General features: G+C 72.6%; 26 protein-coding genes. 18 read left to right on the top strand and 8 right to left on the bottom strand.

All coding sequences use genetic code 11. The features are described 5' to 3' along the window. Nucleotides 1–80: 80 nt before the first annotated feature. Nucleotides 81–614, bottom strand: a complete 534-nt coding sequence (locus H7A73_RS16445; RefSeq protein WP_182066939.1) for an ArsR/SmtB family transcription factor — start codon at nt 612–614, stop codon at nt 81–83. A 252-nt stretch (nt 615–866) separates the two neighbouring features. On the opposite strand from H7A73_RS16445, the gene H7A73_RS16440 reads away from it, so the two are divergent. The 3 genes from H7A73_RS16440 to H7A73_RS16430 all read left to right on the top strand — a co-directional run bounded on the left by H7A73_RS16440 (nt 867) and on the right by H7A73_RS16430 (nt 3,234). Then, entirely contained in the window at nt 867–1,799 is a 933-nt protein-coding gene (locus tag H7A73_RS16440; RefSeq protein WP_027465129.1) for an ABC transporter ATP-binding protein, read from the top strand. After that, nucleotides 1,796–2,659 (top strand): ABC transporter permease, encoded by an 864-nt coding sequence (locus H7A73_RS16435; RefSeq protein WP_182066938.1) that lies wholly within the window; start codon nt 1,796–1,798, stop codon nt 2,657–2,659. The genes H7A73_RS16440 and H7A73_RS16435 overlap by 4 nt, the downstream gene beginning before the upstream one ends. A 95-nt stretch (nt 2,660–2,754) precedes the next feature. Next, a complete protein-coding gene (locus H7A73_RS16430) occupies nt 2,755–3,234 on the top strand; it encodes a hypothetical protein (protein WP_182066937.1) in 480 nt (159 codons plus the stop codon). Between the two features lie 12 nt (nt 3,235–3,246). Here the strand turns inward: H7A73_RS16430 and H7A73_RS16425 are convergent, their stop codons facing one another. Continuing rightward, a complete protein-coding gene (locus H7A73_RS16425) occupies nt 3,247–3,852 on the bottom strand; it encodes a dihydrofolate reductase family protein (protein WP_182066936.1) in 606 nt (201 codons plus the stop codon). 104 nt (nt 3,853–3,956) lie between these two features. Between H7A73_RS16425 and H7A73_RS16420 the strand changes: the two genes are divergently transcribed. From H7A73_RS16420 to H7A73_RS16410, 3 genes are all read left to right on the top strand, one after another. After that, nucleotides 3,957–5,873: a family 43 glycosylhydrolase gene (locus tag H7A73_RS16420; RefSeq protein ID WP_182066935.1), complete on the top strand. Its 1,917-nt coding sequence runs from the start codon at nt 3,957–3,959 to the stop codon at nt 5,871–5,873. A 186-nt stretch (nt 5,874–6,059) separates the two neighbouring features. After that, nucleotides 6,060–7,472 (top strand): protein kinase domain-containing protein, encoded by a 1,413-nt coding sequence (locus H7A73_RS16415; RefSeq protein ID WP_182066934.1) that lies wholly within the window; start codon nt 6,060–6,062, stop codon nt 7,470–7,472. Between the two features lie 621 nt (nt 7,473–8,093). After that, the gene (locus H7A73_RS16410; RefSeq protein ID WP_182066933.1) at nt 8,094–8,318 is read left to right on the top strand and encodes a PLDc N-terminal domain-containing protein; all 225 of its coding nucleotides are present in this window, start codon (nt 8,094–8,096) and stop codon (nt 8,316–8,318) included. 4 nt (nt 8,319–8,322) lie between these two features. Here the strand turns inward: H7A73_RS16410 and H7A73_RS16405 are convergent, their stop codons facing one another. The 4 genes from H7A73_RS16405 to H7A73_RS16390 form a co-directional block, all read right to left on the bottom strand. Then, nucleotides 8,323–8,808, bottom strand: a complete 486-nt coding sequence (locus tag H7A73_RS16405) for a tetratricopeptide repeat protein (RefSeq protein ID WP_182066932.1) — start codon at nt 8,806–8,808, stop codon at nt 8,323–8,325. Continuing rightward, entirely contained in the window at nt 8,805–9,614 is an 810-nt protein-coding gene (locus H7A73_RS16400) for a PmoA family protein (protein WP_182066931.1), read from the bottom strand. Before H7A73_RS16400 ends, H7A73_RS16405 begins: the two co-directional genes overlap by 4 nt. Nucleotides 9,615–9,624: 10 nt before the next feature. Next, a complete protein-coding gene (locus H7A73_RS16395) occupies nt 9,625–10,305 on the bottom strand; it encodes a class I SAM-dependent methyltransferase (protein ID WP_182066930.1) in 681 nt (226 codons plus the stop codon). A 223-nt stretch (nt 10,306–10,528) separates the two neighbouring features. After that, the gene (locus H7A73_RS16390) at nt 10,529–11,278 is read right to left on the bottom strand and encodes a FadR/GntR family transcriptional regulator (RefSeq protein WP_111093734.1); all 750 of its coding nucleotides are present in this window, start codon (nt 11,276–11,278) and stop codon (nt 10,529–10,531) included. Between the two features lie 238 nt (nt 11,279–11,516). Between H7A73_RS16390 and H7A73_RS16385 the strand changes: the two genes are divergently transcribed. The 6 genes from H7A73_RS16385 to H7A73_RS16360 are packed head-to-tail and all read left to right on the top strand — an operon-like array spanning nt 11,517 to nt 17,729. Continuing rightward, nucleotides 11,517–12,926: an MFS transporter gene (locus tag H7A73_RS16385; RefSeq protein WP_182066929.1), complete on the top strand. Its 1,410-nt coding sequence runs from the start codon at nt 11,517–11,519 to the stop codon at nt 12,924–12,926. Next, the gene (locus H7A73_RS16380) at nt 12,923–14,647 is read left to right on the top strand and encodes a dihydroxyacetone kinase family protein (RefSeq protein WP_182066928.1); all 1,725 of its coding nucleotides are present in this window, start codon (nt 12,923–12,925) and stop codon (nt 14,645–14,647) included. The genes H7A73_RS16385 and H7A73_RS16380 overlap by 4 nt, the downstream gene beginning before the upstream one ends. A gap of 25 nt (nt 14,648–14,672) precedes the next feature. Continuing rightward, on the top strand, nt 14,673–15,158 hold the full coding sequence (locus tag H7A73_RS16375; RefSeq protein WP_182066927.1) for a ribose-5-phosphate isomerase: 486 nt from the start codon (nt 14,673–14,675) through the stop codon (nt 15,156–15,158). Continuing rightward, a complete protein-coding gene (locus H7A73_RS16370) occupies nt 15,158–15,973 on the top strand; it encodes a triose-phosphate isomerase family protein (RefSeq protein WP_182066926.1) in 816 nt (271 codons plus the stop codon). Before H7A73_RS16375 ends, H7A73_RS16370 begins: the two co-directional genes overlap by 1 nt. Beyond that, nucleotides 15,970–16,815 carry a sugar phosphate isomerase/epimerase family protein gene (locus tag H7A73_RS16365; RefSeq protein ID WP_220456638.1) on the top strand — a complete coding sequence of 282 codons (846 nt, stop codon included), beginning with the start codon at nt 15,970–15,972 and terminating at the stop codon, nt 16,813–16,815. Before H7A73_RS16370 ends, H7A73_RS16365 begins: the two co-directional genes overlap by 4 nt. Further along, complete coding sequence (locus H7A73_RS16360) at nt 16,812–17,729, top strand: phosphogluconate dehydrogenase C-terminal domain-containing protein (RefSeq protein WP_182066925.1); 918 nt, start codon at nt 16,812–16,814, stop codon at nt 17,727–17,729. Before H7A73_RS16365 ends, H7A73_RS16360 begins: the two co-directional genes overlap by 4 nt. Nucleotides 17,730–17,738: 9 nt before the next feature. Here the strand turns inward: H7A73_RS16360 and H7A73_RS16355 are convergent, their stop codons facing one another. Then, on the bottom strand, nt 17,739–19,358 hold the full coding sequence (locus H7A73_RS16355; RefSeq protein ID WP_182066924.1) for a hypothetical protein: 1,620 nt from the start codon (nt 19,356–19,358) through the stop codon (nt 17,739–17,741). 80 nt (nt 19,359–19,438) lie between these two features. On the opposite strand from H7A73_RS16355, the gene H7A73_RS16350 reads away from it, so the two are divergent. The 3 genes from H7A73_RS16350 to H7A73_RS16340 all read left to right on the top strand — a co-directional run bounded on the left by H7A73_RS16350 (nt 19,439) and on the right by H7A73_RS16340 (nt 21,101). Then, a complete protein-coding gene (locus H7A73_RS16350) occupies nt 19,439–20,200 on the top strand; it encodes an SDR family NAD(P)-dependent oxidoreductase (protein ID WP_182066923.1) in 762 nt (253 codons plus the stop codon). 108 nt (nt 20,201–20,308) lie between these two features. After that, nucleotides 20,309–20,503, top strand: a complete 195-nt coding sequence (locus H7A73_RS16345) for a hypothetical protein (protein ID WP_071406076.1) — start codon at nt 20,309–20,311, stop codon at nt 20,501–20,503. Between the two features lie 85 nt (nt 20,504–20,588). Continuing rightward, complete coding sequence (locus tag H7A73_RS16340) at nt 20,589–21,101, top strand: hypothetical protein (RefSeq protein WP_182066922.1); 513 nt, start codon at nt 20,589–20,591, stop codon at nt 21,099–21,101. A gap of 9 nt (nt 21,102–21,110) precedes the next feature. Here the strand turns inward: H7A73_RS16340 and H7A73_RS16335 are convergent, their stop codons facing one another. After that, nucleotides 21,111–22,562: a PLP-dependent aminotransferase family protein gene (locus tag H7A73_RS16335; RefSeq protein ID WP_182066921.1), complete on the bottom strand. Its 1,452-nt coding sequence runs from the start codon at nt 22,560–22,562 to the stop codon at nt 21,111–21,113. A gap of 33 nt (nt 22,563–22,595) precedes the next feature. On the opposite strand from H7A73_RS16335, the gene H7A73_RS16330 reads away from it, so the two are divergent. The 3 genes from H7A73_RS16330 to rlmN all read left to right on the top strand — a co-directional run bounded on the left by H7A73_RS16330 (nt 22,596) and on the right by rlmN (nt 25,806). After that, a complete protein-coding gene (locus tag H7A73_RS16330) occupies nt 22,596–23,345 on the top strand; it encodes a pyridoxamine 5'-phosphate oxidase family protein (protein WP_182066920.1) in 750 nt (249 codons plus the stop codon). A gap of 227 nt (nt 23,346–23,572) precedes the next feature. After that, on the top strand, nt 23,573–24,481 hold the full coding sequence (locus tag H7A73_RS16325) for a C40 family peptidase (RefSeq protein WP_220456637.1): 909 nt from the start codon (nt 23,573–23,575) through the stop codon (nt 24,479–24,481). 92 nt (nt 24,482–24,573) lie between these two features. Beyond that, complete coding sequence (rlmN, locus tag H7A73_RS16320) at nt 24,574–25,806, top strand: 23S rRNA (adenine(2503)-C(2))-methyltransferase RlmN (protein WP_182066918.1); 1,233 nt, start codon at nt 24,574–24,576, stop codon at nt 25,804–25,806. Nucleotides 25,807–26,255: the final 449 nt, after the last annotated feature.

Here is a 26,255-nt window from a genome sequence, read left to right as displayed (position 1 = left end):
GTTGCCGAGGATGCTCACCGTGCGGGCGGCGAGCAGCCAGCGGAACGGCGCGTGGCCGAGGACGCCCGTGGTCGACGCGCTCACGGTCGCCGCATCGGGAACATCGAGACGGTCATCGACACCGGAACGGTGCCCGGGGTGCGGGGGCGCTGCGCTGCGGCGTGGAGCAGGGCGGAGGCCTGGCCGACGTGGTGCACCACGCGTCGCCACGTCTCGGGGGCCACCCACAGTTCGGCGTCGGTGGAGACGCCGGGCCCCGTCGTCCGCTGTCGCACCCGCCGCCGGAGTTCCTCGACCTGGGCCTCGACGTAGACGAGCTGGTCCTCGATCGAGACGTCGTCAGCGTCATCGGCAGATCGGGCGTCAGGGCCGAATGCCTGCGACGACGACTCGTGCCGGTACCGCTTCGCCTCGCCGCCACGGAGCCGGACGACCTCGACGACGGCGACCAGTCCGGCCCGTTCGAGGACGCGCAGGTGGTAGCTCGCGGCGGCCTGCGAGAGCCCGAGCTCCCGCGCGGCCTCGGCGGCGCTCATCGCGGAACTCGTCACCAGCGACAGCAGGCGGAGCCGGATCGGGTGGGCGGTCGCCCGGAGGGACTGGAGGCTGGACATGCGCCTATCGTTGCCCCCGTACCCGGCACCGTCAAATGGCTCTTTGGGGGTTGTTCGGACCCGTCTGCGCGCCGGACTCTCGCGTCCAGCGACACCTCACGGGCCACCGCGCGCGTGAACTGTCGCCCAGCGCGAAACGGCGCGGAACAGCGTGACCCGCCCCCAGCCCCCGCCCGCGTCACCCTGTGGGAGCACACATCTCCCCCCAACGGCGGACGCGGCGCCGACGGCCCCTCCCGTAGCGTCGAGGCCGTGATCGAAGTCAGCCATCTCACCAAACAGTACGGTCCGAAGACCGCCGTGGACGACGTCTCCTTCGTCGTGCGTCCCGGCAGTGTGACCGGCTTCCTCGGGCCCAACGGCGCCGGGAAGTCCACCACGATGCGCATGATCATGGGGCTCGATCGGCCCACGTCGGGCAGCGCCACCGTGAACGGCCAGCCCTACACGAGCTTCCGCGACCCGCTCCGGCAGGTCGGCGCCCTGCTCGAGGCGAAGGCCGTGCACTCGGGCCGCAGCGCCTACAACCACCTGCTCTCCCTCGCGGCGACCCACGGCATCCCGAAGTCCCGCGTGCACGAGGTCATCGACATGACCGGCCTCGACTCCGTCGCGAAGAAGCGCGTCGGCGGTTTCTCGCTCGGCATGGGGCAGCGCCTGGGAATCGCTGCCGCACTGCTCGGCGACCCGAAGACGCTGATCCTCGACGAGCCGGTGAACGGCCTCGACCCGGACGGCGTGCTCTGGGTGCGGCAGCTCGCCCGCCGCATGGCCGCCGACGGTCGCACGGTGTTCCTCTCCAGCCACCTGATGAGCGAGATGGCGCAGACCGCCGACCGCGTGGTCGTGCTCGGCCGGGGCAAGGTCCTCGCCGACGCCCCGATCGCCGAGTTCGTCGCCGGTGGCGGCGCCGCTGCCGGCACCGATGCCGCCGTCAGCCGCGTCATCGTCCGCACGCCGGACCCGAACGGCCTGTTCACCGCGATCGGCCCGAACGCGGCGGTCACCCAGCGCGAGGACGGATCGTTCCTCGTCGTCGGGCCCGACGCCCCGACGGTCGGCAACATCGCCGCGCAGGCCGGCGTCCCCCTGCACGAACTCACCCCGACCGGCGCGAGCCTGGAAGAGGCCTACATGGCCCTCACCCGCGACGACGTCGAGTACCGATCGGAGGGCACCCGATGAGCGCCACCACCTCGCCCACCACGCCGTCGACTCGGATGAGCGGCTCGACCCGCCTGTCGTTCCCGCACCTGGTGCGGAGCGAGTGGATCAAGCTGCGCAGCATCCGGTCCACGTTCTGGTGCTACGCGATCCTGGTCGTGGTGACGATCGGCATGGCCGCGCTGGTCGGTGCGAACACGAACAGCGGCGGGCAGGACATGCCGACGGACATCGCCAACGGCACGTTCGTCAACGCGAACACCGTCGGCGTCCTGCTCTCGTCGCTCGTCGTCGGCGTGCTCGGCGTCCTCATCATCACCGGTGAGTACGGCACGGGCCAGGTCCGCTCGACCTTCACCGCCGAGCCCCGTCGCACCGGCGTGATCCTGGCGAAGGCCACCGTCCTCGCCGTCACGACGTTCGTGGTCAGTGCCGTCGCCACCTGGATCGGCGTCCTCATCTCGCTCCCGCTGCTCGCCGGCAACGGTGTCGAGCCGGAGATCGGTGACCCGTCGGTCTTCATGCCGATCCTCGGTTCGTCGGTCTTCCTGACCCTGCTGGCGCTCCTCGCCTACGGCATCGGTCTGCTCGTCCGCTCGAGCGCCGGCGGCATCGCGATCACGCTCGGCATCCTGTTGGTCCTGCCGGTCGTGCTGGGCCTGATGGCCGGGCTGATGAACGTCGAGTGGCCGACGAACATCGCGGCGTTCCTGCCCGACATGGCGGGCGGCCAGCTCTACGCCTACGCGTACGACGGCGCGAGCGAGGCCGACACCAGCGGAGTCGTGCTCAACGGATGGGGCGGTTTCGGCGTCCTCGCGGCCGAGGTCCTGGTCATCGGTGGCCTCGCCCTGACGCTCGCGCGCCGGCGCGACGTCTGACGCGACCACCCCACGGACGGGAGGCGCGGTGCCGGCCGGCACCGCGCCTCCCGTCGTTCCGCGGTGCGGGCACACCGCGTCACTAGGCTCACAGCGTGCGTTCCGTTCCCGCCCTGCTCCTGCCCGCGATCGCGGGTGTGCTCCTGCTGGCCGGCTGCGCCGGGCCGCCGCCCGTCGACGAGGCTGCGCTGCACGCATGGGAGAAGCGGCAGCGAGCGGTCGAGCCGGATGCCGAACTCGGCGTCCTGTTCGCCGCGGTGTCGCCCGGGGACGACGACAGCGACGACCCGGGCACGGGCGTCACCATCACGTTCCCGCACCCGGAGCCGGTCGACCACCTCGAGTTCTCGTGCTTCGGTGACGGGCACATGAGGGGCGCCTTCACCATCGGGTCGGCGGGCGCCGCACAGACCCAACCGACGGAGCCGATGTCCTGCCGGGACGGTGCACAGCGGATCGACCTTCCACCGGAGCTGCGTCGCCGAGCGGACAGCGTCTCCTTCAACGGGTTCGACAGCGACCGGGACAGCGCCTGGTACGTCCGGATCATCGCCACCGATCCCGACCAGGACTGACGCCCCGAGGGCTCAGGACCGCCGGACGTCGTAGCGGTGCAGGGTGACGCCGTTGTCGTACCGCTGCTGCTCGAGCAGGTCGAGCTGCACGAGCGGCCGGTGCCCCGAGAGCGGCGGATCGAACAGCGGTCGGCCGGCGCCGAGCACCGACGGGTGCGTGAAGAGCATGACCTCGTCGAGCAGTCCGGCGTCGAGCAGTTGGCTCGCGATGCTCGGTCCGCCCACGCCGATGTCGCCCTCCCCGTCGGCACGGATCGCGGCCAGCTCGGCGATCGCGTCGCCGTCACCACCGATGACCCGGGTGTCGTGGTCGGCGGTCGTCCGGGTGCTGGACACCAGGACCTTCGGCTGCGCGGTCCAGATCTCGCCGTACTCGCGCAGGTACTGCGGCATCGACTCGTCGTGCCGGGCGTCCGGCCAGAACGGGTCCATCATGTCTCGCACCACGCGGCCCTCGACGGAGAGGGTCATCGCGGCGGCCCGGGCGTTGAACTCGCGGTGCAGCGGCTCGTCGATCCGGATCCAGTCGGGTCCGTCCGGGCCGTCGTGCTCGCCGGGGGCCCGTTCGACGAAGCCGTCGACGGAGACGTTGATCCAGTAGACGAACCTCGCGGGCATGGCATGACTCCTTCGTCGAGCCGAGCGTACGCTCGCGCACGTCGCCCGTCGACACCCGCAGTCCCTCCAGCAGCACCTCCCTCAACGACGAGAGCAGGTCAGGCATGCGCCGATCGTCCACCGCACTCCTCGCCGTCGTGACGTTCCTCGGCGTCGCGACCACGGGCCTCCAGGCCGCACCGGCGGATGCGTCCGCGGTGCCGGGAGGGACCACCCGGGCGACCACCACGACCGTGGCGTCGAGTCCCGCCAGCCGGCACGGCCGCGTTGCACCCAGCCACCAGAACCCCGTCGCACTCAGCCTTCCGGACGGGCAGACGGCCGCGAGCTGCGCGGACCCGACGGTGATCCACGGAGCCGGACGCGACCGCAACTGGTACCTGTACTGCACCACCGACGCGCTCACCGCGACGGAGCAGAACCCGGACGGGTCCCTCGTGCAGCACGCGGTGCCCACCTACCGGTCGACCGACCTGACGCACTGGACGTACGTGAACGACGCGTTCCCGACGAAGCCGGCGTGGGTCGGCGACGCGAACGGGATCTGGGCGCCGGACGTCGTGTACCGCGCCGGAGACCGTGGCCGGGCCGGCACCTGGTACCTGTACTACGCGGCGTCGGACACCCCGTCGGCGACGGGACCGAGCGGCGGCGGCTCCGCGGTCGGGGTGGCGACGAGCTCGAGCCCGACGGGGCCGTGGAAGGACTCCGGCGGCCCGGTCGTGGCACCGCAGACCGCACCGAACGGCGACGGCGCGCGATGGGCGTTCGACCCCGAGGTCATCACGGACAAGGGGACGACCTACCTGTACTTCGGCAGCTACTTCGGCGGCGTGAACGTCCGACGACTCAGCGCCGACGGGCTGCGCTCCGACCCGTCGACCGAGCGGCAGATCGCGATCGACAACCGCTATGAGGGCGCGTACCTGATGCGGCACGGCGGCTGGTGGTACTTCATGGGCTCCGCGACGAACTGCTGCAACGGTGCCCTGACCGGCTACGGCGTCTTCGTCGCCCGGTCCCGCAGCCCCCTCGGACCGTTCACGGACCGCGACGGCGTGGCGATCACGAGCACCCGCGTCGGTGGCACGCCCCTGCTCGCGCAGAACGGCAACCGGTGGGTCGGGACCGGCCACAACACCGTGGTCACCGACTTCGCCGGCCAGGACTGGATCATCTACCACGCGGCCGACCGGAACGACCCGTACTACGCGGGGCAGCCGACGTACACGAAGCGGCCGGCGCTGATCGACCCGCTCGACTGGCGGGGCGGCTGGCCGGTCGTCCGCGGCGGTGCCGGTCCCTCCGACTCGGTGCAGCCCGGCCCCGCCGCGAAGCCGGGGCAGCGTGCCTCGTACCGGCCGCGTGCGGTCCCGGACGACGTGCCCGGGCGGACCATCCGCAGCTTGTCCACCTCGTTCGACGGCACCACGCTGCCGCCTGCGCTCACCTGGACGCGGGAGCCCGACGCCTCGACCTGGACCGTCGCCGACGGCACGCTCCGGTGGCAGACGCAGGACGCCGACATCCACCCGCCGCAGACCCCGCTCGCATCGGTCCTGTCCGAGCCGGCACCCCGCGGCGACTGGGTGGTCGAGACGACCGTGGGCGTCGACACCCCCGCGACGGGTGACGGCCGCAACTACGTGCAGGGCGGGTTGATCGTGTACGGGAGCGACGGCGACTACGTCCGGCTGACGTCGAACTCGATCTTCAACACGCGCCAGACTGAGTTCGGCGAGCAGGTGTCCGGTCAACCGGCCGGGGCACCGAGCTACGGCAACATGGTCGTCGGTCCGGTCGGGGACACCACCACGCTCCGGATCGTCCACCGCCAGGTCCGGGGTGAGGACCGGTACACGGCGTACACGAGTCTCGACGGGCGGCACTTCGTCCGGGGCGGCACCTGGACGGCGGACCTCGGCAGTGCGCCCCGCGTCGGGCTCATCTCGCTCGGGGGTTCCGGCTTCACCAGCACCTTCGAGGACCTCCGTGTGAGCACGGTCGCGACGCGTCGCTGACGGGGTGGGTGCGCAGAACACCGGTGTTCGCAGGCTGAACCGCGGTCTGCGCGTGTTCGACCCGCGAACACCGGTGTTCTGCGAGGCCGCACGGCCCCGTTCAGCCGCGAAACGTCGCCGGTGAACGAGATACCCGTCGGGATGCGAAGATGCATCGTTGGTGCTGGAGCCGAGAACGAGGGTTGGATGATCCCGACGGAAGACCACGACGCGGGCGCGCCGCTGCTCGACGGTCGGTACCGCTTGGAGCAGGCGATCGGCCAGGGCGGCATGTCCGTCGTCTACCGGGGTGTGGACGAGAGCCTGCACCGCCCGGTCGCGATCAAGCTCTTCCACGCGGGCATCGTCGACATCGCCCGGCAAGAGGCCGAACTCGGCGTGCTGGCGTCGCTCGAGCACCACAACCTCGTCAGCCTGCTCGACGCCGGAGTCGTCACCGGGCAGGACGGCACGCAACAGCGCTACATCGTGATGTCACTCGTCGTCGGGCAGGACCTCGAGGAGCGTCTGGCCGTCGGGCCCCTCGCTTCGCGGCACATCGCCGAGATCGGCTACGACATGGCCGAGGCCCTCGACTACATCCACTCCCACAGCGTCGTGCACCGCGACATCAAGCCGTCGAACATCCTGCTCGTCGACTACGGCAACGGTTCCGACCGCGCCCGCGCACGCCTGACCGACTTCGGCATCGCGCTCGCCGCCGGCGTCGAACGCCTGACCGCCGACGGTGTGACCACCGGCACCGCCGCGTACCTCAGCCCCGAGCAGGCGCGCGGCGGCGAGGTCGGCCCGCCGAGCGACGTCTACTCGCTCGGCCTCGTGCTGCTGCAGTGCTTCACCCGCCGCCGCGAGTTCCCGGGCTCGCTCGTCGAGTCCGCCGTCGCCCGCCTGTCCCGCGACCCCGTGGTCCCCGAGCCCCTGCCCGAGCACTGGAAGCACCTGCTCCGTGCCATGACCGCGCAGGACCCAGCGGCCCGTCCGCTCGGCGCCGAGCTGGTCACGATGCTCCGCGACGTCGTGATCGCCGAGACCGCCACGGCCGACCATGTGGTCGAGCCGACCGACGAGGCGGCCCCGGTGCCGACGCGGCACGACACCGATCGCCCGGCGACCCTCGACACCCTGCCCGACGAATCGCTGCAGCGCACGACGGCGATGGCGGCCCGGCTCTTCGACGCACCGATCGCCCTGGTCGAGGTCCTGGACGAGGACCGCGAGTGGTCCCAGTCGTACATCGCCGAGGGCGTCGACGAGGCGGCCCGCAGCATCAGCTTCCGCAACGGCTTCGCGCCGGTCCCCGTCCCCGTCGTGATCCCGGACGGCTCCGCGCACCCCGAGATGCGGAACAGCCCCCTGGTCACCGGCCCGCTCGGCATCCGCTTCTACGTCAGCGTCCCGCTCGTCAAGCACGACGGGGCGCCGATCGGGACCCTCGCCGTTCTCGACACCCGCCCGCGGCAGGCCACCGAGGACGACCTCGCGAACCTCCGTGACCTGGCGGCGCTCGCCGTCTCGCAGCTCGAGATCCGCCAGGAGTCCCTGCGCACGACCAGCGACTCGCTGCCGGTCCCACGGGTGGTCGGCGACCACACCGCCTGACGGGAGGCACGGTGCCAGCCCGCACCGCGCCTCCCGACCGAGCGGTGGTCGCGCCCACCGCCGCGCCGACGCCGTCCGCCGAGCGGTCGCGTCCCGTCGCCTGGCGCGCTGCCGCGCGACGGTCCGCGGCCGCTCGACCACCTGCGAGCGGTGTGTCGTGACCGCTCGCGGTGCCGGGGGGCCGCTCGCGTCGGCTGGCGCTGCCGAGTGGGCGGAATGCCGGGGTGACTTCGCGCGGCCACCCGGGTGTTTCGCCCGCTCGCGGTGGTGGGAGTCCGCGCGTGTCGGCTGGCGCTGCCGAGTGGGCGGAATGCCGGGGTGGCTCCGCGCGGCCACCCGGGTGTTTCGCCCGCTCGCGGTGGTGGGGGTCCGCGCGCGTCGGCTGGCGCTGCCGAGTGGGCGGAATGCCGGAGTGGCTCCGCGCGCCGACCCGGGTGTTCCGCCGGTCGGGCCCGTGAGCTGTTCGCACGGGGCGAAACCGTGATCGCCTGACGCGCCCGCCCGCCCGCGCCGTTGCCTGACCCGCCCACGCGATCAGTCGGACGGATGACGCGGTCGCGTCCGGGCAGGCCCTACTGTCGACGATGCGGGCGACGATCGTCGCCGCGGAGAGGACTGCTCGTGTTCACGAACGTGTCGGGGGCACACACCGTGGTGCTCCTCGTGCTGCTGGCGCTCGAGGCCGTGGCGCTGGTGCAGGTCTGGCGCGATCGTCGCCGGACGCAGCTGGTCAAGGTGCTGTGGACGGTGGTCATCCTCGCGCTGCCCGTGATCGGCGTGCTGGGGTGGGCCGTGAACTGGCTGCTCGGCAAGGCTGCGGACGCGCTGCAGCGCCGGAACGCCTGACGCGTCAGGCTTCGGTGAGGGCCGCCGCGTAGGCACGGACGGACCGGTGGTACCGGGGGAGCGTCGGCTCGACGGCCTCGATCGCGACGCGTAGCGCCTCGGCGGAGTGCCCCGCGCTGTGCAGTGCGAGCGCGAGGAACACGCGCGGCGCCGCCCCGGTGGCGGGGTGTTCCGGCGCGTCGCGGAGCATCGCGATCGCAGCGTCGACCCGGTTGAGGTTCCGGAGCGTCGAGGCGTGCTGGACGACCATCCGGGCCGCACGGTCCGGGTCGACGGTGTCCAGACCGGCTGCGGCCGCGGCGGCGTACTGCACGTCGGCGTCGGCCTCGTGTCCGCCCGAGTCGAAGGCGCCGCCGAGCTCGAACGCGCCGAGTGCGGGGTGCGGAGCGTCGGCGGCCAGGTCGCGCATGCGCTCGATCCGCTGCTGATCGTCGATCGTCTCGTCGTCCCACAGCGCCGCGACGCGTGACTCCCAGTCCCCGGTGCTCATCGGGCGAGCGTACCGCCGTCGGTGATCGTCGCGCGGAACGAGCGGACCAGCGGTGTGCCGGGCTGCACGACGGCGGGGGAGTCCCACGCCAGGGCCGAGCCGATCGCGGGGTACTCCTCGGCGCGGACGAACCAGGGGTCGTCGTGGTCGAGGGCCTCGATCCGGATCGTGGCCGGACCACCGTCGAACAGCGCCGACCAGGCGATCCAGGGAGCGGCCGAGCCGTGCACGGCGGCCTCGCCCTCGGCGTCGGCGGTCTGGACGACCACTCCCGTGCACTCGGGGAACCGCCAGAAGAAGCCGCCGTAGCCGGCTCCGGTCCGGCCGTTGCTGCCCGGGCTCCCGAGGTGCACCGGGGAGTCGCCAGGGGTGCGGAACGACGACGACCAGGACAGCTCCCACCCGCTGGTGACCGCGCGCCAGCGCAGGGTGCGGTCCTCGCGCAGGACCACGGTGCGGTCCGGGCCACGCCAGACGAGGTGCTCGGCGGACGTCGTGTCGTGCTGCTCCGCGTGCACCACCTCGACCGCGCCGTGGTCGTCGCGCCAGACGTAACCGCGGCCGTGGACGTAGGTCGGGCCGCCCCAGCAGTTCACGCCGTCGACGTCGGGGATCGCGACCCCGACCCCGCAGTGCCAGGCGTGGTCGACCGGGTGGTACGCGCTGACGACGGTGCCGCCGAGGGTGCGGACCGGGTGCAGGGACGGCCGAGGGGACGACGTGGCGACCGTGCCGGCGCCGTCGCGTTCGAGGGCGACCTCGACACCGTCCACGACGAGTGCGCGGATGCCGTCCTCGGTGCTCACGCCACCGACGCTACCCGCGTGTCAGTCGGGCGAGCACGACGCTGTCGAGCACCTCGTGCGGATCACCCTTCGGCGTCGTCGCGGTGCGCGGCCGGACCTCGGCGACCAGGACGTCCCAGCGGTCGTCGAGCTGCAGGGCGGCGAGGTCGTCGGCCGGCGCGGGGAACCGGTACTCCCGCAGCTCCGGCGGCAGGTCGTCGTGCGGGGGAGCGGCGTGCGCGGTGACGAGCAGGTGCCCACCGGCGGCGACGAAGTCGGCGGCCCGACGCAGGATGTCGGCTCGGGGGATCTCCACCGGCCACGACTGCAGGAACGACGCCGTCACCAGGTCGTACCGCGCGGCGGTGTCCCACCGGGCGAGGTCCGCGGCGACGAAGGCCGTCCGGTCCTCCACCCCGGCGGCGACCGCGGCCCGTGAACCACGCTGGAGCGCCGTCACCGACAGGTCGATCCCCGTCACGTCCCACCCCTGTTCGGCGAGCCACACCACGTCGCCGCCCTCGCCGCAGCCGAGGTCGAGCGCCCGCCCCACCGGCAGGCCCCACGTCACCGAGGCGAGTACGGCGTTCACCCGGCCGGACCAGATGCCGTCGCGCTCGGCGTAGCGGGCCTCCCACCAGTCCCGGACGGACGGTTCGGCGGTGGTATCGGTGGCGGCTCCGGCGGCGGAGCCGTCGTGGTGGGTGTGCATGCTCACACTCCAGCGCACCTGCCGGGCCGGACCCAAGCGGTGTTGCCGACCCGGCAACCCCGCACCGTGCGAGGCGGGCGCGACCCGTGCCTCCCGTCCGCCCGGATCGTGAGCAGCAGGTGTCGGGTCGGCTCGAGGGACCCGACCATTCCTGCTCACGAAGCGCGCACGAGCGCGTACGAGCGCGCCCGCGAGCGAGCGCGAGCCCGAGCGCACGCGCCCGCTACTCGTCGGCGGGCAGCGGCTCGGCGTGCTCGATGCGGGCGCTCGCCGTGGCCATGTGCGCGTCCATCGCGCGCTGAACGGCGGGCACGTCGCGCGCGCGCAGGGCCTCGAAGACGGCGCGGTGCTCGTGGAACGCGGCCTCGGTCGCCTGCCGGGTCTGCACGCGCCGCGCGACCCAGACGCTCAGCATGGAGCGCAGGCTCTGCAGCAGGTCCGCGAGCACGTCGTTGCCCGACGCCCGCGCCAGCAGGACGTGGAACCGCACGTCGGCGTCGATGAACGCCTGCGGGTCGTCGAGCGTCGCCTCCTGCCGGACCAGGTACTCGCCGAGTTCGGTGATCTGCTCGTCGGTGGCGCGCTGTGCGGCGAGGATCGCTGCCGTGCGCTCCAGTGAGGACCGGATCTCGAGCAGCTCGCGGGTGCGGTTCGACGCGAGCATGAGCCCCCACGACAGGGTCGTCGGGAGCAGGTCCGAGGTGCCTCCGCGCAGGTAGGTGCCCGAGCCGGGGCGGATCTGCACGATGCCCAGGATCTCGAGGGCGGCGAGGGCCTCACGGACGGCCGAGCGTCCGACGCCGAGCCGCTCGGACAGGATCCGCTCCGAGGGCAGCCGTGAGCCGGGGGCCAGCTCGCCGGCGGTGAGCAGCGAGACCAGCTGTCGGGCGACCACCGAGGCGGGGGACCCGACGGGCACGGACTCGAGTTCGAGTCGGATGTTGAGGGGGTCGTCCGGGCTGAACGCGGGCATGCAGTGAGCGTACCGGTCGGTCAACCGGTTGCAGGGGAGCAACGCACGCGCCTCGAGCAGTCCATACGGGAGGCATGAAACGCGGAGAATGGTCAACCGGTTGACAAGTTGCTTACCCGCGCCGCACACTGGATCAGGCGCACCGATGCGCCCGCTCCCGATCCGCGCAGCAGCACGGACCGTCCCGGCGCAGCCGCCAGGACGGGAGTCGTACCACCCCCACCGAGCAGGAGTCATCGTGGACATCCCCGCCACGCGAGGCATCCCCACCTCGGTCGTCGAGAAGACGGCCATCCGCAAGATCGCGATCCGCATCGTGCCGTTCGTGGCACTGATGTTCTTCATCAACTTCCTCGACCGCACCGCGATCTCCTTCGCCGCCCCCAACGGCATGGAGGCCGACCTCGGCCTGACCGCCGCCCAGTTCGGCTTCGCGTCCGGTGTGTTCTTCATCGGTTACCTCGTGCTCGAGGTGCCGTCCAACCTCGCGCTGCACAAGTTCGGCGCGCGTGTCTGGCTCGCCCGCATCATGATCACGTGGGGCATCGTGTCCCTGCTCTTCACGTGGGTGCAGAACTACCCGCAGCTCGTCGGCCTGCGCTTCCTGCTCGGCATCGCCGAGGCCGGCTTCTTCCCCGGCGCGATCCTGTTCCTGTCGACCTGGGTCCCGGCCCGGCACCGCGGCAAGATGCTCGCGCTCTTCTACCTCGCGCAGCCGCTCACGAGCGTCATCGGTTCCCCGCTCGCCGGTTGGCTGATGACCCACGAGGGGATCCTCGGCGGCCTGGCCGGATGGCGCTTCATGTTCCTCTGTGTCTCGATCCCGGCGATCATCGTCGGCGTCCTGTGCCTCTTCGTGCTCAAGGACAAGCCGTCGCAGGCGAAGTGGCTCGACGAGGACGAGAAGCTCTGGCTCGAGGGCGCCCTGGCGAAGGAGAACCAGGAGAAAGCCGGCCACGGCAAGGGCGGCCTGCGTGCGGCCTTCGGCTCCGGCCGTGTCTGGATGCTCGCCGCGGTGTACTTCGGCTTCATCTACGGCCTCTACGCACTCAGCTTCTTCCTGCCGACGATCATCGACGGCTTCCAGGAGCAGTTCGGCACCACGTTCGACCTGTTCCAGAAGGGCCTCATCACGGCCATCCCGTACGTGCCCGCCGCGGTGGTCCTGTACTTCTGGTCGCGTGACGCCTTCCGTCGTGGTGTCCGGGTCTGGCACATCGCCGTCCCGGCCCTGGTCGGCGGCCTGAGCATCCCGGTCGCGCTCTACATGAACAGCCCGGCCGCCACCGTCGCGGTCATCGCGATCACCGCGTGTGCGATCTTCGCGGCGCTGCCGAACTTCTGGACGGTCCCGACGCAGTTCCTGACCGGTGCCGCCGCAGCCGCTGGGGTCGCCCTCATCAACACCGTCGGCAACCTCGGTGGCTTCGCCGCCCCGTACATCACGGGTGCCGTCAGCGAGTGGACCGGCGGGTACCAGGTCCCGATGTTCATCGTCGGCTTCTTCATGGTGCTGTCGAGCGTGCTGATGTTCGTGCTCGGCCGGACCACGAAGCGCAACGAAGCAGCTGCCGCGGCGTCCGGAGCCGACACCGCGGTCGCCGCCACGGACGGACCGACCGCGATCGCGAAGGAGGCCGGCGCATGACCCGCCTGTTCAACGACCCGGCGGACTTCGCCGACGAGATGGTGGACGGCTTCGTCGCCGCCAACCGCGCCCGGGTCCGCCGGGTGCACGGCGGCGTCGCCCGCTCCACCACCAGCCCCGAGGGCACCGTCGCGCTCGTCGTCGGCGGCGGCTCCGGCCACTACCCGGCCTTCGGCGGCCTGGTGGGGCACGGCCTGGCGGCCGGTGCTGCGATGGGCAACCTGTTCGCCAGCCCGAGCGCCCAGCAGGTCACCGCCGTCGCGAAGGCGTCGGAGCACGGCGGTGGGGTGCTGCTGAGCTACGGCAACTACGCGGGTGACGTCCTGAACTTCGACGCGGCGGCACGGGCACTCGAGGCACAGGGCATCGATGTCCGCACGGTCCGCGTGACCGACGACGTCGCGTCCGCGCCAGCCGACCGGGCGCACCAGCGCCGCGGCATCGCGGGGGACCTCTGCGTGTTCAAGGTGGCCGGAGCGGCCGCGGAACGCGGCGACGACCTCGACGCGGTCACCGCGATCGCGACCCGGGCCAACGACCGCACCCGCAGCTTCGGCGTCGCGTTCTCGGGCTGCTCCCTGCCCGGCGCCGACGAGCCGCTCTTCACCGTCCCCGAGGGACGCATGGCCATCGGCATGGGCATCCACGGCGAACGCGGCATCGCCGAGGCCGACGTCCCCACCGCCGACGGCCTGGCCGACCTGCTCGTCGACGAGCTCCTCACCGAGCGCCCCGACGGCACCACGACGGGTGCCACCCCCCGCGTCGTCCCGATCCTCAACGGCCTCGGCTCGGTCAAGTACGAGGAGCTCTTCGTCGTCTTCGGCGCCGTCCAGCGGAAGCTCACCGACGCCGGCATCGTCGTCGTGGAGCCCGAGGTCGGCGAACTCGTCACCAGCTTCGACATGGCGGGCGTCTCGCTCACCCTGTTCTGGCTCGACGACGAACTCGAACAGCTCTGGGCAGCACCGGCCGATGCCCCCGCCTACCGCAAGGGCGGCGCCGTCCCGCAGCAGTCGGTGCCGGTCGAGGTGCTCGAAGCCGGCGTGGTCGTCCCCGTGACGCCCGGCACCGAGGAGTCCCAGGCCGCGGCCGCCCGCGTCGCGAGCGCCATCGCCGCGATCCGCGCCACCATCGACGAGCACGCCGACGAACTCGGCCGCATCGACGCCGTCGCCGGTGACGGCGACCACGGCATCGGCATGCAGCGCGGTTCCACCGCCGCCGATCGTGCGGCGCAGGACGCCGCCGCCCGTGGCGCCGGCGCCGGCAGCGTCCTCGCGATCGCCGGAGACGCTTGGTCCGACAAGGCCGGTGGGACGTCCGGTGCGATCTGGGGCGCCGCCCTGGAGGCACTGGGTCGCGTCCTCGGCGACGACGAACGCCCGTCGGTCGCCACCGTCCAGAGCGCCGTGCACGCCGCCGCCGAAGCCGTCCTGGCGTTCGGGGCCGTCCCCGGCGACAAGACGATGGTCGACGCGCTTGTGCCGTTCGACCAGGTCTTCTCCGCCCGGGTCGACGCCGGTGACGAACTCGTCGACGCCTGGTCGGCCGCCTCGGCCGCAGCACAGACGGCGGCGGACGCCACGGCCGACCTGTTGCCGCGGATGGGCCGCGCCCGCACCCACGGCGAGGACGCCGTCGGCACTCCGGACGCCGGAGCGATCTCGTTCGCGCTCATCACCGCCGCGGTCCGCTCGACCATCGCCGTCCCCGCCTGACCCCCACCACGAAAGGCACACCCGCATGAGTGAGCAGCAGTTCCGCATCGTCGTCGGTTCGGACGACGCCGGCTTCGACTACAAAGAGGCCATCAAGGCCGACCTGGCGAAGGACCCCCGCGTGGCCTCCGTCGTCGACGTGGGCGTGGACGCCGACGGACACACCGCCTACCCGCACGTCGCCGTCGACGCCGCCCGTCTGGTGGCCAACGGCGAGGCCGACCGCGCGATCCTGATCTGCGGCACCGGCCTCGGCGTCGCGATCGCGGCGAACAAGGTCCCCGGCATCCGCGCCGTGACCGCGCACGACTCGTTCTCGGTGGAGCGTTCGATCCTGTCGAACGACGCCCAGGTGCTCTGCATGGGCCAGCGCGTCGTCGGGGTCGAGGTCGCGCGCCGGATGGCGAAGGAGTGGCTCGGCTACACCTTCGACCGGACGAGCGCGAGCGCCGAGAAGGTCGACGCGATCTGTGCCTACGACGGCTCCGCCCCGGTCGGGACCGACGCCTGATGCCCGCGACCACGGCGGCCGCCCCGGTGACGATCGGGGTGTCGCTCAAGATGTACTTCTCGCACGCCCGGACGCTCGAGTGGGCGGCCGCCGTGGCCGACATCGCCCGGAGCCACCCGGCGGTGCGGTCCGGCGCGGCCGAGCTCTTCGTGGCGCCGACGTTCCCCGCGCTCGTCCCGGTGCGTGCGGTGATCGGGGACGCCCCCGTGACGCTCGGCGCGCAGGACCTGGCGTGGGCGGACAGCGGCGCGTTCACCGGCGAGGTCTCCGGTGCTGAACTCCGGGAGATCGGGGTCGACCTCGTCGAGATCGCACACGCCGAGCGACGCTCCCTGTTCCACGAGACGGACGACGAGATCGCCGGGAAGGTGCACGCGGCGTACCGCAACCACCTGCGGCCCCTGATCTGCATCGGCGAGACCGAGCGCGCCGCCGACGGCGACCCCGCGGCCGCGATCGCCGAGGTCACCGCGCAGCTCGACCGCTTCACCGCCACGGCGACCGCCGACGGCATCGCCGGACCGCTCACGGCCGCGTACGAGCCGGTGTGGGCGATCGGCGCCCCGCAGCCCGCGCCCGACGAGCACATCGTCGGGGTCCTCGCCGGCATCGAGCAGCACCTGGCGACCCGGCCGGAGCTCGCCGGCTCCGTCGCGATCTACGGCGGCAGTGCCGGTCCGGGCCTGCTGACCCGCGGGGCCGGACGCATCGGCGGCCTGTTCCTCGGCCGCTTCGCCCACGACCCCGAGGCGATCCGCACGATCCTCGACGAAGCCGAGGCGCTGGCCGCGACGCAGGACGGAGCACCGGCGTGACCTCCCTGCTCGGCCTCTCCACCTACGCCTACTCCTGGCGCATGTCCGACCGCGTCCCGTCGCCGATGTCCCTCGACGACGCCCTGCGCGACGCCGCGACCCACGACGGCGTCGACCTGTTCCAGATCTGCGACCACCTGCCGCTCGACACCGCGACCGACGAGCGCCTGGCCTCGATCCGGTCCCTGGCAGCCGACCTCGGTCTCACGCTCGAGGTCGGCACCCGCGGCACCCGGCCGGAGCACCTCGCCCGGTACCTGCACGTCGCGCAGCAGCTCGGCGCCACGCTCGTGCGGAGCATGTGGACGAGCGGCGACGACCAGCCCGACGCGGCCGAGACCGAACGACGCCTGCGGCAGGCGCTCCCCGGCTACGAGCGCGCGGGCGTGACCCTCGCGCTGGAGACCTACGAGGTCGTCCCCACCGCCGACCTCGTCGCCGTCGTCCAGGCGATCGGCTCCGACAGCCTCGGCATCTGCCTCGACCCGTCGAACACCGTCGCCCGGCTCGAACACCCGCGGGACGTCGTGGCGATGACCGCCCCGCACGTCGTCAACTGGCACGTCAAGGACTCCGCCTTCACGCGCTCCCCGGGCTGGGTCGGGTTCCAGTACACCGGCGTCCCGATCGGCACAGGGGTCGTCGACCACGACGCCGTCCGCGCCGCGCTCGAACCAGACACCCGGGGGATCAACCGCGTCATCGAGTTCTGGCTGCCGTGGCAGGACGAGCACGCGGGCGCCGAACCGCTGCCGGGGGAGACACCCGCACAGACCACCACCCGCATCGAAGCGGCGTGGACCGAACACACCATCGAGTACATCAGGAGCAAGGAATCATGACCGACACCGTCACCACCCCCCACACCGTCGCTGCCGGATCCGGCACGGCCGACGTCACCGTCGCCGTGATCGGTGCCGGCGGCAAGATGGGCACCCGCGTCTCGAACAACTTCGCGAAGAGCGAGTACACCACCCTCTACAGCGAGGCCTCGCCCGCCGGCCAGGAGCGCATCCAGGCCCTCGGTCGTGAGCTCACCGACAGCCTCGACGCTGCGAAGGCCGCCGACGTCGTCATCCTCGCCGTCCCGGACGTCCTGCTCGGGACCATCTCCGAGCAGCTCGTCCCCGTCATGAAGTCAGGCGCCAGCATCCTGACGCTCGACCCGGCCGCCGCCTACGCGGGTCTCCTCGCCAAGCGCGAGGACATCCACTACGCCGTGGCGCACCCGTGCCACCCGTCGGTGTTCCTCGAGCGCACCACCAAGGCCGAGTGGGACGACACCTTCGGTGGCATCGCCGCCCCGCAGGAGGTCATCGCGGCCTTCGACGCCTCGGAGTCGCTCGGCGACGAGGGCGACCGCGCCAAGGCCGTCGCCGAGGCCGTCATCACCACGATGTACGCCCCGGTCATCCAGGTGCACTGGGTCACGGTGAAGCAGCTGGCCGTGCTCGAGCCGACCCTGGTCGAGACGATCGCCTGCATGATCGGCGACTTCCTCAACGATGCTCTCGAGGAGACCGTCACCGGTGTCGGCGTGCCCCGCGAGGCCGCCCGCGCCATGCTCTACGGCCACACCTGGATCGCGCTGACGAACGGCCTGCGCGGCTCGAACCCGTTCTCCGACGCCTGCCACATCGCGATGGGCTACGGCCGCGAGAAGCTCATCAAGGAGGACTGGAAGCAGGTCTTCGACGACAGCGAGCTCGACTCGGTCATCGCGAAGATGCTCAAGATCGACGCCGTCCGCCGCTGAGCCGCACCGTCACCGACCGCCGCGCCGACCCGTCAGCGCGCCCGGACCGGAACGCCCCGCCGACCCCCTTCCGGCGGGGCGTTCCCCGTACCGTCGGCGGCCACGAACCCGCGCGGCCCCCCACGCCTCGGCCAGCGTGATCGAGGCCACGCCGGGCACCGTCAGCGCCCGCACCGCGTCGGCGAACCACCGCTCGGCGGTCGGGGTGTGCTGCGCCGGGTCGGTCGCGTCCGGAACGCTCTCCGGCCCGTACCCGCGCTCGACGGTCGCGTCCGCCACGACCCGGGTCGTCGCCGTCGCCACCGCGTTGAACCGTGGCCGCAGCGTCACCGGGCCGACGTGCAGCGCCCTGCCGGCGGCCAGCCTGGAGGCGCTTGTCACCACCCAGCGCTGCATCCGGATCGACTCGGTCACCTGTTCGGGCGACCGGTCGTGCATCTGCGGCGTCACACTGCAGGTCAGGGGGCCGTCCCAGCCCGAGAACACCGCGATCGACCGGTTCAGCTCGGTGAAGTGGGCCCGGGTACCGGCGACGACCTCCAGCGCGCCGACCGCTGCCACCGCTTCGCGCAGTGCCCGCTGCAGCGCCGGCGTCGTCACGTGCGACACCGGGTCGAACGCCCCGACGCGGGCCACCGGCCCGCCCTCGAGCACCGCGTCGATCGCCGCGCGCAGCAGTACCGGGTCGTCGGTGGCGAACCGGACGTCCAGGGGAGCGCCACCCGCGTCCCGCCGGGCCGACGCGAGCACCGCCCCGACGTCTGGGGCCCCGAGGGTCGGCTCGACCAGGATCGGGAACCCGCGGAGCAGGTCGGCGTCGTCCGGGCGCGCAGCGACCGGTGCCGAACCCGCGAGGAGCTGGAGCGTCGGCGGCGGCGTGACCACGGCGCCCGGAGCCGGCCCGTCGAGCACCGCGAGGTCCGAGGCGGGGGAGGCCGCGCCTCCCGGCCGTCTGCCCGGACCACCTGCGGGACCGACCGCCGTCGCTCGGAGGGTGAGCCCCTGCCGGGCCGTCGTCCCCGGCGTGATCGCGACCGGGAACGGCTCGGCGAGCGGCGTCGAGTACGTCTTGAACGAGGCGTCGGTCCAGTTCCGCTGGTCCTCGGTCTCGAACACGTCGCCGGTCAGGTCGAGCGCCAGTGCGACCGGACCCGTAGCCCAGTCGAGACCGGCGACGTCGACGGCCGGCTGGTGCGGCGCGATCCAGAACGGGAACGCCGTCGCGGTGCTGCCACCGGACGGATGCCGCACCGTCAGCGGCTGCCCGGCCAGGGTCGGCGGATGCAGGACGACGAGCCCGATGCGGTTGCGGCGGAAGGCCCGTGTGGCCGTCCCGACCGCGGCGACCCGCAGGGTGTCGTCGTCGAGCGTGGCCTCGAGGACGGTGCGGACGACCTCGACGCCGTCGTACCGTGCGCTGGACTCGATGCGGATGCGCCCGCCCGCACCGTCCACCGTGCGTGTCAGCACGGTGTCGTCCGCGGTGCGCCAGTCGCGGTCGCGGACGACGAACCGGACGGCGCGCAGGACGAGCGTGCCCCGGAACGTGACGTCGGCGAGTTCGGCTTCGCGCAGGGCCAGACGCCAGGGCCCGGCCGACACGATCTCGTCGTTCGACGTCGCAGTCATGGTGCATGCCTAGCACCGGTCAACCGGTTGGGCAATGATGGGGGTGACGGAGCGGCGTTGCTCCGAGGACGGAGTCCCACATGACCGCACGACTCGACGGCCGGACCGCACTCGTCACGGGAGCGGGGTCCGGCATCGGCCGCGCGATCGCCGACCGCTTCGTGGCCGAGGGGGCCACCGTCGTCTACGCCGACCGTGACGCCGGCGCGGCCGCCGGTGCTGCTTCCGCAGCCGGCACGACCGCGACCGGCCTGACGATGGACATCGCCGACGAGGCGAGCGTGGCCGCAGGGTTCGCCGGACTGGCCGAGCGTGGCACGAGCCCCGACGTGGTGGTCGCGAACGCCGGTGTGCAGCTGTTCGGCCACGACACGAAGGTCGCCGACCTGTCGCTCGAGACCTGGGACCGCACGGTCGCGGTCAACCTCACCGGCACGTTCCTGACGATCAAGCACGCCGTCCGGGCGATGCTCGCGAGCGGCGCCGGCGGGTCGGTCATCGCCACGGGGTCGCCGACCGGCCTGAACGGCGAGGGCGCCGACTTCGCGGCGTACTCCTCGACCAAGGGCGGCATCCACGCACTCGTCCGGGCGACTGCGATGGCCTACGCGCGGGACGGCATCCGGGTCAACACGGTCGTACCGGGCTACACCGAGACCGGCCTCGTGTCGGCGATCTCCGGTGACCCCGAGGCCCGAGCCGCGATCGTGGCCCGCACGCCCCTCGGACGCCCGGGCACCCCCGACGACGTCACCGGGATCATGGTCTACCTGGCCAGCGCGGAGTCGTCCTACGCCACCGGAGCGGAGTTCCGCGTCGACGGCGGCATGACGAGCCTCTGACCCGTCTCGGAGGCCCGGTGCGCCCCGCCGGACCTCCCACGCCCGACCTTTGGCCGCGGAACGCAGCACGTGGTTCCGCGACTCCCGGCCCGCGTACCGTCCGTCGCGATGACCGAATCGCCCACCACCACTGCCCCGTCGAACTACGAGTCCGCCGACGGTGTGGACCCCCTGCACGTCACCACCTACCGCCAGGTCCGCAAGGCCGCCCGCCGCGGACACGCACTGCCCGGCGACGCCGGAGAGCCCTCGCTCGCCGACCTCGTGAACGCCCGGAAGAACGGCACCGCCGACTCCCGCTGACGCAAGCTCACGATCCGGTCTCGACCAGGTCTCGATCGGGACACGACCGCGCGAACGGCACGACGGCGCTGCCACGATGTCGTCCATGGTCTCCTTCCGGTCCGCACTGCCCCTCCTTGTCGTGAGCGCGGTCCTCGTGTCCGGCTCGCTCGCCGGTTGCTCGGCCGACGCCGACGCAGACGCAGCGGCGCGGCCGACGTCGAGCCCGAAGCCGACCTCGGAGGCCCGGCCCGCGGGCGGCGCGACGGACCCGATGGAGGAGGACCGGAGTGCTGCGGCGATCTGCGGCCAGATCAGTGCGCTGTCGACGATCTCGCTGAACGCGACGGTCGGCCGCAGCCAGGGCGAGCTCTCCGAGGCGCAGTACCTGGCGCTGATCGCTGCGGAACGCTTCGGCTACGAGCACCTGTCGAGCAGCGACGAAGAGCTCGACGACGCGATCGACTACGCGCACGAGTACCTCGACGCGCACCCCGCACCGGAGTCCGGGCCAGCGCTCGAGATGAATCCCGAATGGGAACTCGTCGGGCGGACCCTGAACACTGCGTGCCAGCGGGCCGGGTCGAACGTCGTGAGCACCGCCCGGTACGGCGGCTGACGGCCCTGGTCAGGTTGCCGTGACCGCCGTCACCAGCGCGTCGAGCGCGCGGTCGAGCTCCGGCAGCGTCACGGCGCCGTAGCCGAACACGATGCCCGGCGGCGTGCTGCCGGGTGCGAGCCCGTACTCCTCGAGCGTCGCGACGAGCACCCCGGCGTCCGCCAGCAGACGTGCGATCTGCGCCCCGGTGGCCGGACCCGACCACGTGACCACCGCGTGCAGCCCGCCGTTCAGGGCACGGGCCTCCAGGCCGGCGACGACGCCGAGCCGAGCCGCGATCCGGGCCCGGCGGTGCGTGTAGTCGCGGCGCACGCGACCGAGGTGCCGCCGTAGCGCACCCGTCCGCAGCAGGTGCACGAGCGCGGCCTGCACCGGTTCGGCGACGACCGCGCCACGAGCCCGACGGGCGGCGAGCACCGCGTCCGTCAGCGGGGAGCCAGCCGCTGCGCCGGCAGCAGCGGGCAGCACGAGGGAGGCGCACCGCAGTCGGGGGTCGAGCGTCTTCGAGAAGCCGCCGACGTGCAGCACCGAGCCCTCGACATCGAGTGCGGCCAGCGCCGGTACGGGAGCGCCGCGGTGCCGGAACTCGGAGTCGTAGTCGTCCTCGACCACCACGCTGCCGGTGTCCGCGGCCCAGGCGAGCAGTCGCCGGCGCCGGGCGACGGGCATCACCGACCCGAGCGGGTACTGGTGCGTCGGGCTGACCAGGACGGCGTCGACCGGTCCGGCCGCCTCGAGTGCGTCGAGGTCGAGGCCGTCCTCGCCGACCGGGACGCCCACCAGCGACCCGCCCGCGCTCGTGACCGCCCGGTGTCCGGTGCGGTAGCCGGGGTCCTCGACGGCGACGACGGGGGCGCGACCCAGCAGCCCCCGCAGCGCCTCGGTGACGAGCGACAACGCCTCCGAAGTCCCCGCGGTCACGAGCACCCGGTCGACCGTCGCCGTGAACCCGCGGGCCAGGCCGAGCTGGGCGACGACCTGTGCCCGCAGGTCAGGGGAGCCGAGCGGGTCCGCGATCGCGTTCCGGAGCGGTGCCGAGGCCGCTGCGCGCCAGGCTGCCCGCCAGTCCCGTTGCCGGATGGCGGTGACGGCGGGGATCCCTGGACGGCAGTCGATCAGCGGAGCGGACGGCGGAGCGGCCGCGACGCCGACCGCGCCGGAGCCGGAACCGGCGGTGTCCGTGCCGACGGCCGGCGGCGCACCCGTGGTTCGACCGTGCAGGTCCGCCGCGACCCGTGCGACGGCACCGTGCCGTGTCCGCAGGTACCCCTCGCCGTCGAGCTGCTCGTACGCCGCGACGACGGTGCCCCGGGCCACCCCGAGCTCCGCCGCCAGCGCCCGCGTCGACGGCAGCGGATCGCCCTCGCGCAGGGTGCCGTCGTGCACCATCCCGCGCACCCGCGCGGCCACACTCGACACCTTGCTCGACTGGTCCACCGCGATCGCCCCGATCTGGTCCAAGCACCGGACCACTGGTGACCCTAGCGTGACGACATGCCCACCTCGTGCTCCGAACCAGAACCGCCCACCGACGGTCCCTCGCTCCGCGTCCGCCGCCTGCGCGATCGCCAGTCCGACGACCCTGCCGTCCTGCACGCGATCCTCGCCGAGGCGCACGTCGCCCACGTCGGCATCGTCCGCGGTGGCCACCCGGTCGTGCTGCCCTTCCTCTGCGCCGTCGGGGACCTCGGCGGCGGCCCCGTCCTGCTGCTGCACGGCTCGACCGGTGGTGGGCTGTTCCTCGACGCCGGGGCCGCGGGCGTCCCGGTCGCCGCCACCGTCACCCACCTGGACGGCCTGGTCTTCGCACGCTCGACCAACGACAGCTCGGCGAACTACCGCAGCGCGATGATCGCCGGGCGCGCGACCGTGGTGCCGACCGACCTCCGCGCCGAAGCGCTCTGGCAGGTGGCCGACCACCTCATGCCGGGCCGCCGAGCCGAGGTGCGCGAGATGACCGCGAAGGAGGTCCGCGCCACCCAGGTCCTCCAGCTGCCCCTCGACCACGCGAGCGTCAAGGTCCGAGCCCACGGGGTGGGCGAGGACCCGGCCGACGGTGAGGACCACGCCGTCTGGGCGGGCGTGCTGCCACTCGCGGTCCGCGCCGGGGTCCCGATCCCGGGGGACATCTCGGGGGACAGCCCGGTGGGCGCGTCGGTCGTCGCCCTGTCGGCCCGCCTCGACCGCCTGGCGGCCGACCGGGAGGCCCGGATCGCCGCCGTCATGCGGGTCACGCCGGTCTGAACCCGGGGCCACCGCCGCGGGCCGGCTCCAGAACGCCCGTGCGCACCGTCGGAGCCGCCTGCGAGCGGAGCTCGTTCCTGTGACCAGCCGCAGGAACACTCCGGCGCTGCCCAGCCGCGAGCGCCGCCGTGACCAATACGTTACTTTCCGGACCGCTGAGTGGTCCCGACCCGGAAGGACCCATGGGACGCCACACCCTGCCTGCAGCAGCCGACGACCGTCAGCCCGTGCGATCGCACACGCACCCCGCGGTCGACCCCGCGCCGCTGACGCCCGATACGCAGCAGTCCCGTCCCCGTGGTCGCCGCTCGGCCCTCGGCCCCGCGGCCGCCCGCTCCACCTTCGTCGAGCACCCGAAGCCGGCCCGGACCGTGCGGATGCAGCCGCGGCCCGCCCCCGTCACGTCGTCGGCCGGTAGCGCGGTGCTGAGCCGGACCGCCACCCTGCGGGCCGAGCGCGCCGTCGACCCGCGGCACGTCCGCCGTTCCGCGAACGCGAAGCGGGCCGCGATCCTGCTCGCCCCCGCGATCGCGGTGACCTCGAGCCTGACGCTCGCTCTGCCCGCGAACGCCGACACCCTGCCCACCGACACCCGCTCGGGCACGACCACGGCGCAGGACGCCCAGACCTTCACGGTGGCGCACGACGTCCAGGTCCCCGTGGTCTCCACCGACGGCATGACCACCACGACGACGATCGTGTCCTACCCGACGCTCGACCTCCGCTTCGGGGTGACGACCGCGCAGGCACAGTCCGCGTTGTCCGCCGCGCTCTCGGCCGGTGGCGACCGGGCCACGATCGTGCAGACCGCCCTGCAGTACATGGGGGACCCGTACGTCGAGGGCGGCGCGAGCCACGAGGGCATCGACTGCTCCGGGCTCACGATGGTCGCCTACCAGGCGGTGGGGATCCAGCTCGTGCACTACGTGCCGACGCAGGACGCCGTCGCCACCACGATCCCCGAGTCCGAGGCACTGCCGGGGGACCTCGTCGTGTACGCCGACGAGGACCACGTCTGCATGTACCTCGGCCAGGGCCTCGTGCTGCAGGCACCGCACCCGGGTGAGGTCGTCGACATCGTCCCGATGTACTCGGCGGCGCACCACTTCGCGCGCGTCCTGCCCGCCGGGAGCTGACCGACCACCCGAGGCGCTGCCGTGGTGGGGACCAGCAGGACCACCCGGACGGGGCGTCCCCACCGATCACGGGCCTCCCGTATCCTGGAGTGATGGCTTCCGACACCCGCACCCCGTTCGAACAGCAGCAGTCTGCTCGTCCGCAGGTGCGCCCGCGCACCGAGGGCTGGAAGCAGGCCACCGACACCGACGGTCGCCCGCTCCTGCAGTTCGCGTCCCCGAAGCGTGGCAAGCCGCCCGTGCACCTGGCCGACCTGACAGCCGAGGAACGCGAGGCCCGCGTGAAGGAACTCGGCCTGCCCGGGTTCCGCGCCAAGCAGCTCGCGACCCACTACTTCCAGCACTACACGTCCGACCCGGCCAAGATGACCGACCTGCCCGCCGCCCAGCGGGAACAGCTCGTCGCCGGGATGCTGCCGCCGCTCCTCACCGAGACCCGGCGGCTGGCGACGGACAACGGCGACACGATCAAGTTCCTCTGGAAGCTGCACGACGGCGCCCTGGTCGAGTCGGTCCTCATGCGCTACCCGGGTCGCATCACCCTGTGCGTCTCGTCCCAGGCCGGGTGCGGCATGAACTGCCCGTTCTGCGCCACCGGCCAGGCGGGGCTGACCCGCAACATGTCCACCGCCGAGATCATCGAGCAGATCGTCCGGGCCAACGCCGCGATCGCCGCCGGTGAACTCGGGGGTGATCCCCGCAAGGGCGGACAGGACCGGGTCGACGCCGAGCGCGTGACGAACATCGTGTTCATGGGCATGGGGGAGCCGCTCGCGAACTACAAGCGGGTGATGGACGCCGTGCGCCTGATGGTCGCACCGCAGCCGATGGGCCTCGGGATGAGCGCGCGCGGGATCACCGTGTCGACCGTCGGCCTCGTGCCGGCGATCAAGAAGCTGGCGGACGAGAACATCCCGCTCACCTTCGCGCTGTCCCTGCACGCACCCGACGACGAACTCCGCGACGAGCTCATCCCGGTGAACTCACGCTGGAAGGCCGACGAGGCGATCGACGCCGCCCACGAGTACTACGTCAAGACGGGCCGTCGTGTCTCGATCGAGTACGCGCTCATCAAGGACATGAACGACCACGCCTGGCGAGCCGACCTGCTCGCCGAGAAGCTCAACAAGCGCGGCAAGGGCTGGGTGCACGTCAACCCGATCCCGCTCAACCCGACACCGGGCTCCGTGTGGACCTCGTCCGAGGTGCACGTGCAGGACGAGTTCGTCCGCCGACTCAACGCCGCCGGCATCCCGACGACCCTGCGCGACACCCGCGGCAAGGAGATCGACGGGGCGTGCGGGCAGTTGGCAGCGGCTGAGTAGGTCGGTCCGGTTCGTTCGTTCGGGAGGCACGGTGCGGGTTCGCACCGTGCCTTCCGTCGTTCCCGGGGTCGCGCCCACCCCGTCGATCCCCGGAAGCCCGAGGGACACGTGCCGTTCACCCTGCGGCGACACGCCCGGGAGGGACGACGGTTGGCAGGGCCCCCGGGGCGTGTGTAAAGTAATCACTCGTTGCCGCTGAGGCGGAGAACGGAACGGCCGAGACGGTCACAGGGTGCAAGCCCTGGATGCGCAGTCCGGACGGGGTCCCGCTCAGGCAACATCCCCCCGAAGAAGTCGAAGTGATTCGACGTGTCTGACGGTGGAACAAGACGAATGCCTCTCTGGCGGAACCTGTGATGGGTCGAGCGGGGAGTGCGTCTGGTCCTTGAGAACTCAACAGCGTGCACATTGTCAATGCCAATTTATTGATTGACCTCGTGCCTGGTCGG

Source organism: Curtobacterium sp. ME12, assembly GCF_903970855.1.
Classification (GTDB): Bacteria; Actinomycetota; Actinomycetes; order Actinomycetales; family Microbacteriaceae; genus Curtobacterium; species Curtobacterium poinsettiae_A.
Note: the sequence above shows the minus strand (reverse complement) of the source record. Positions and strands in the feature narration are given on the sequence as shown.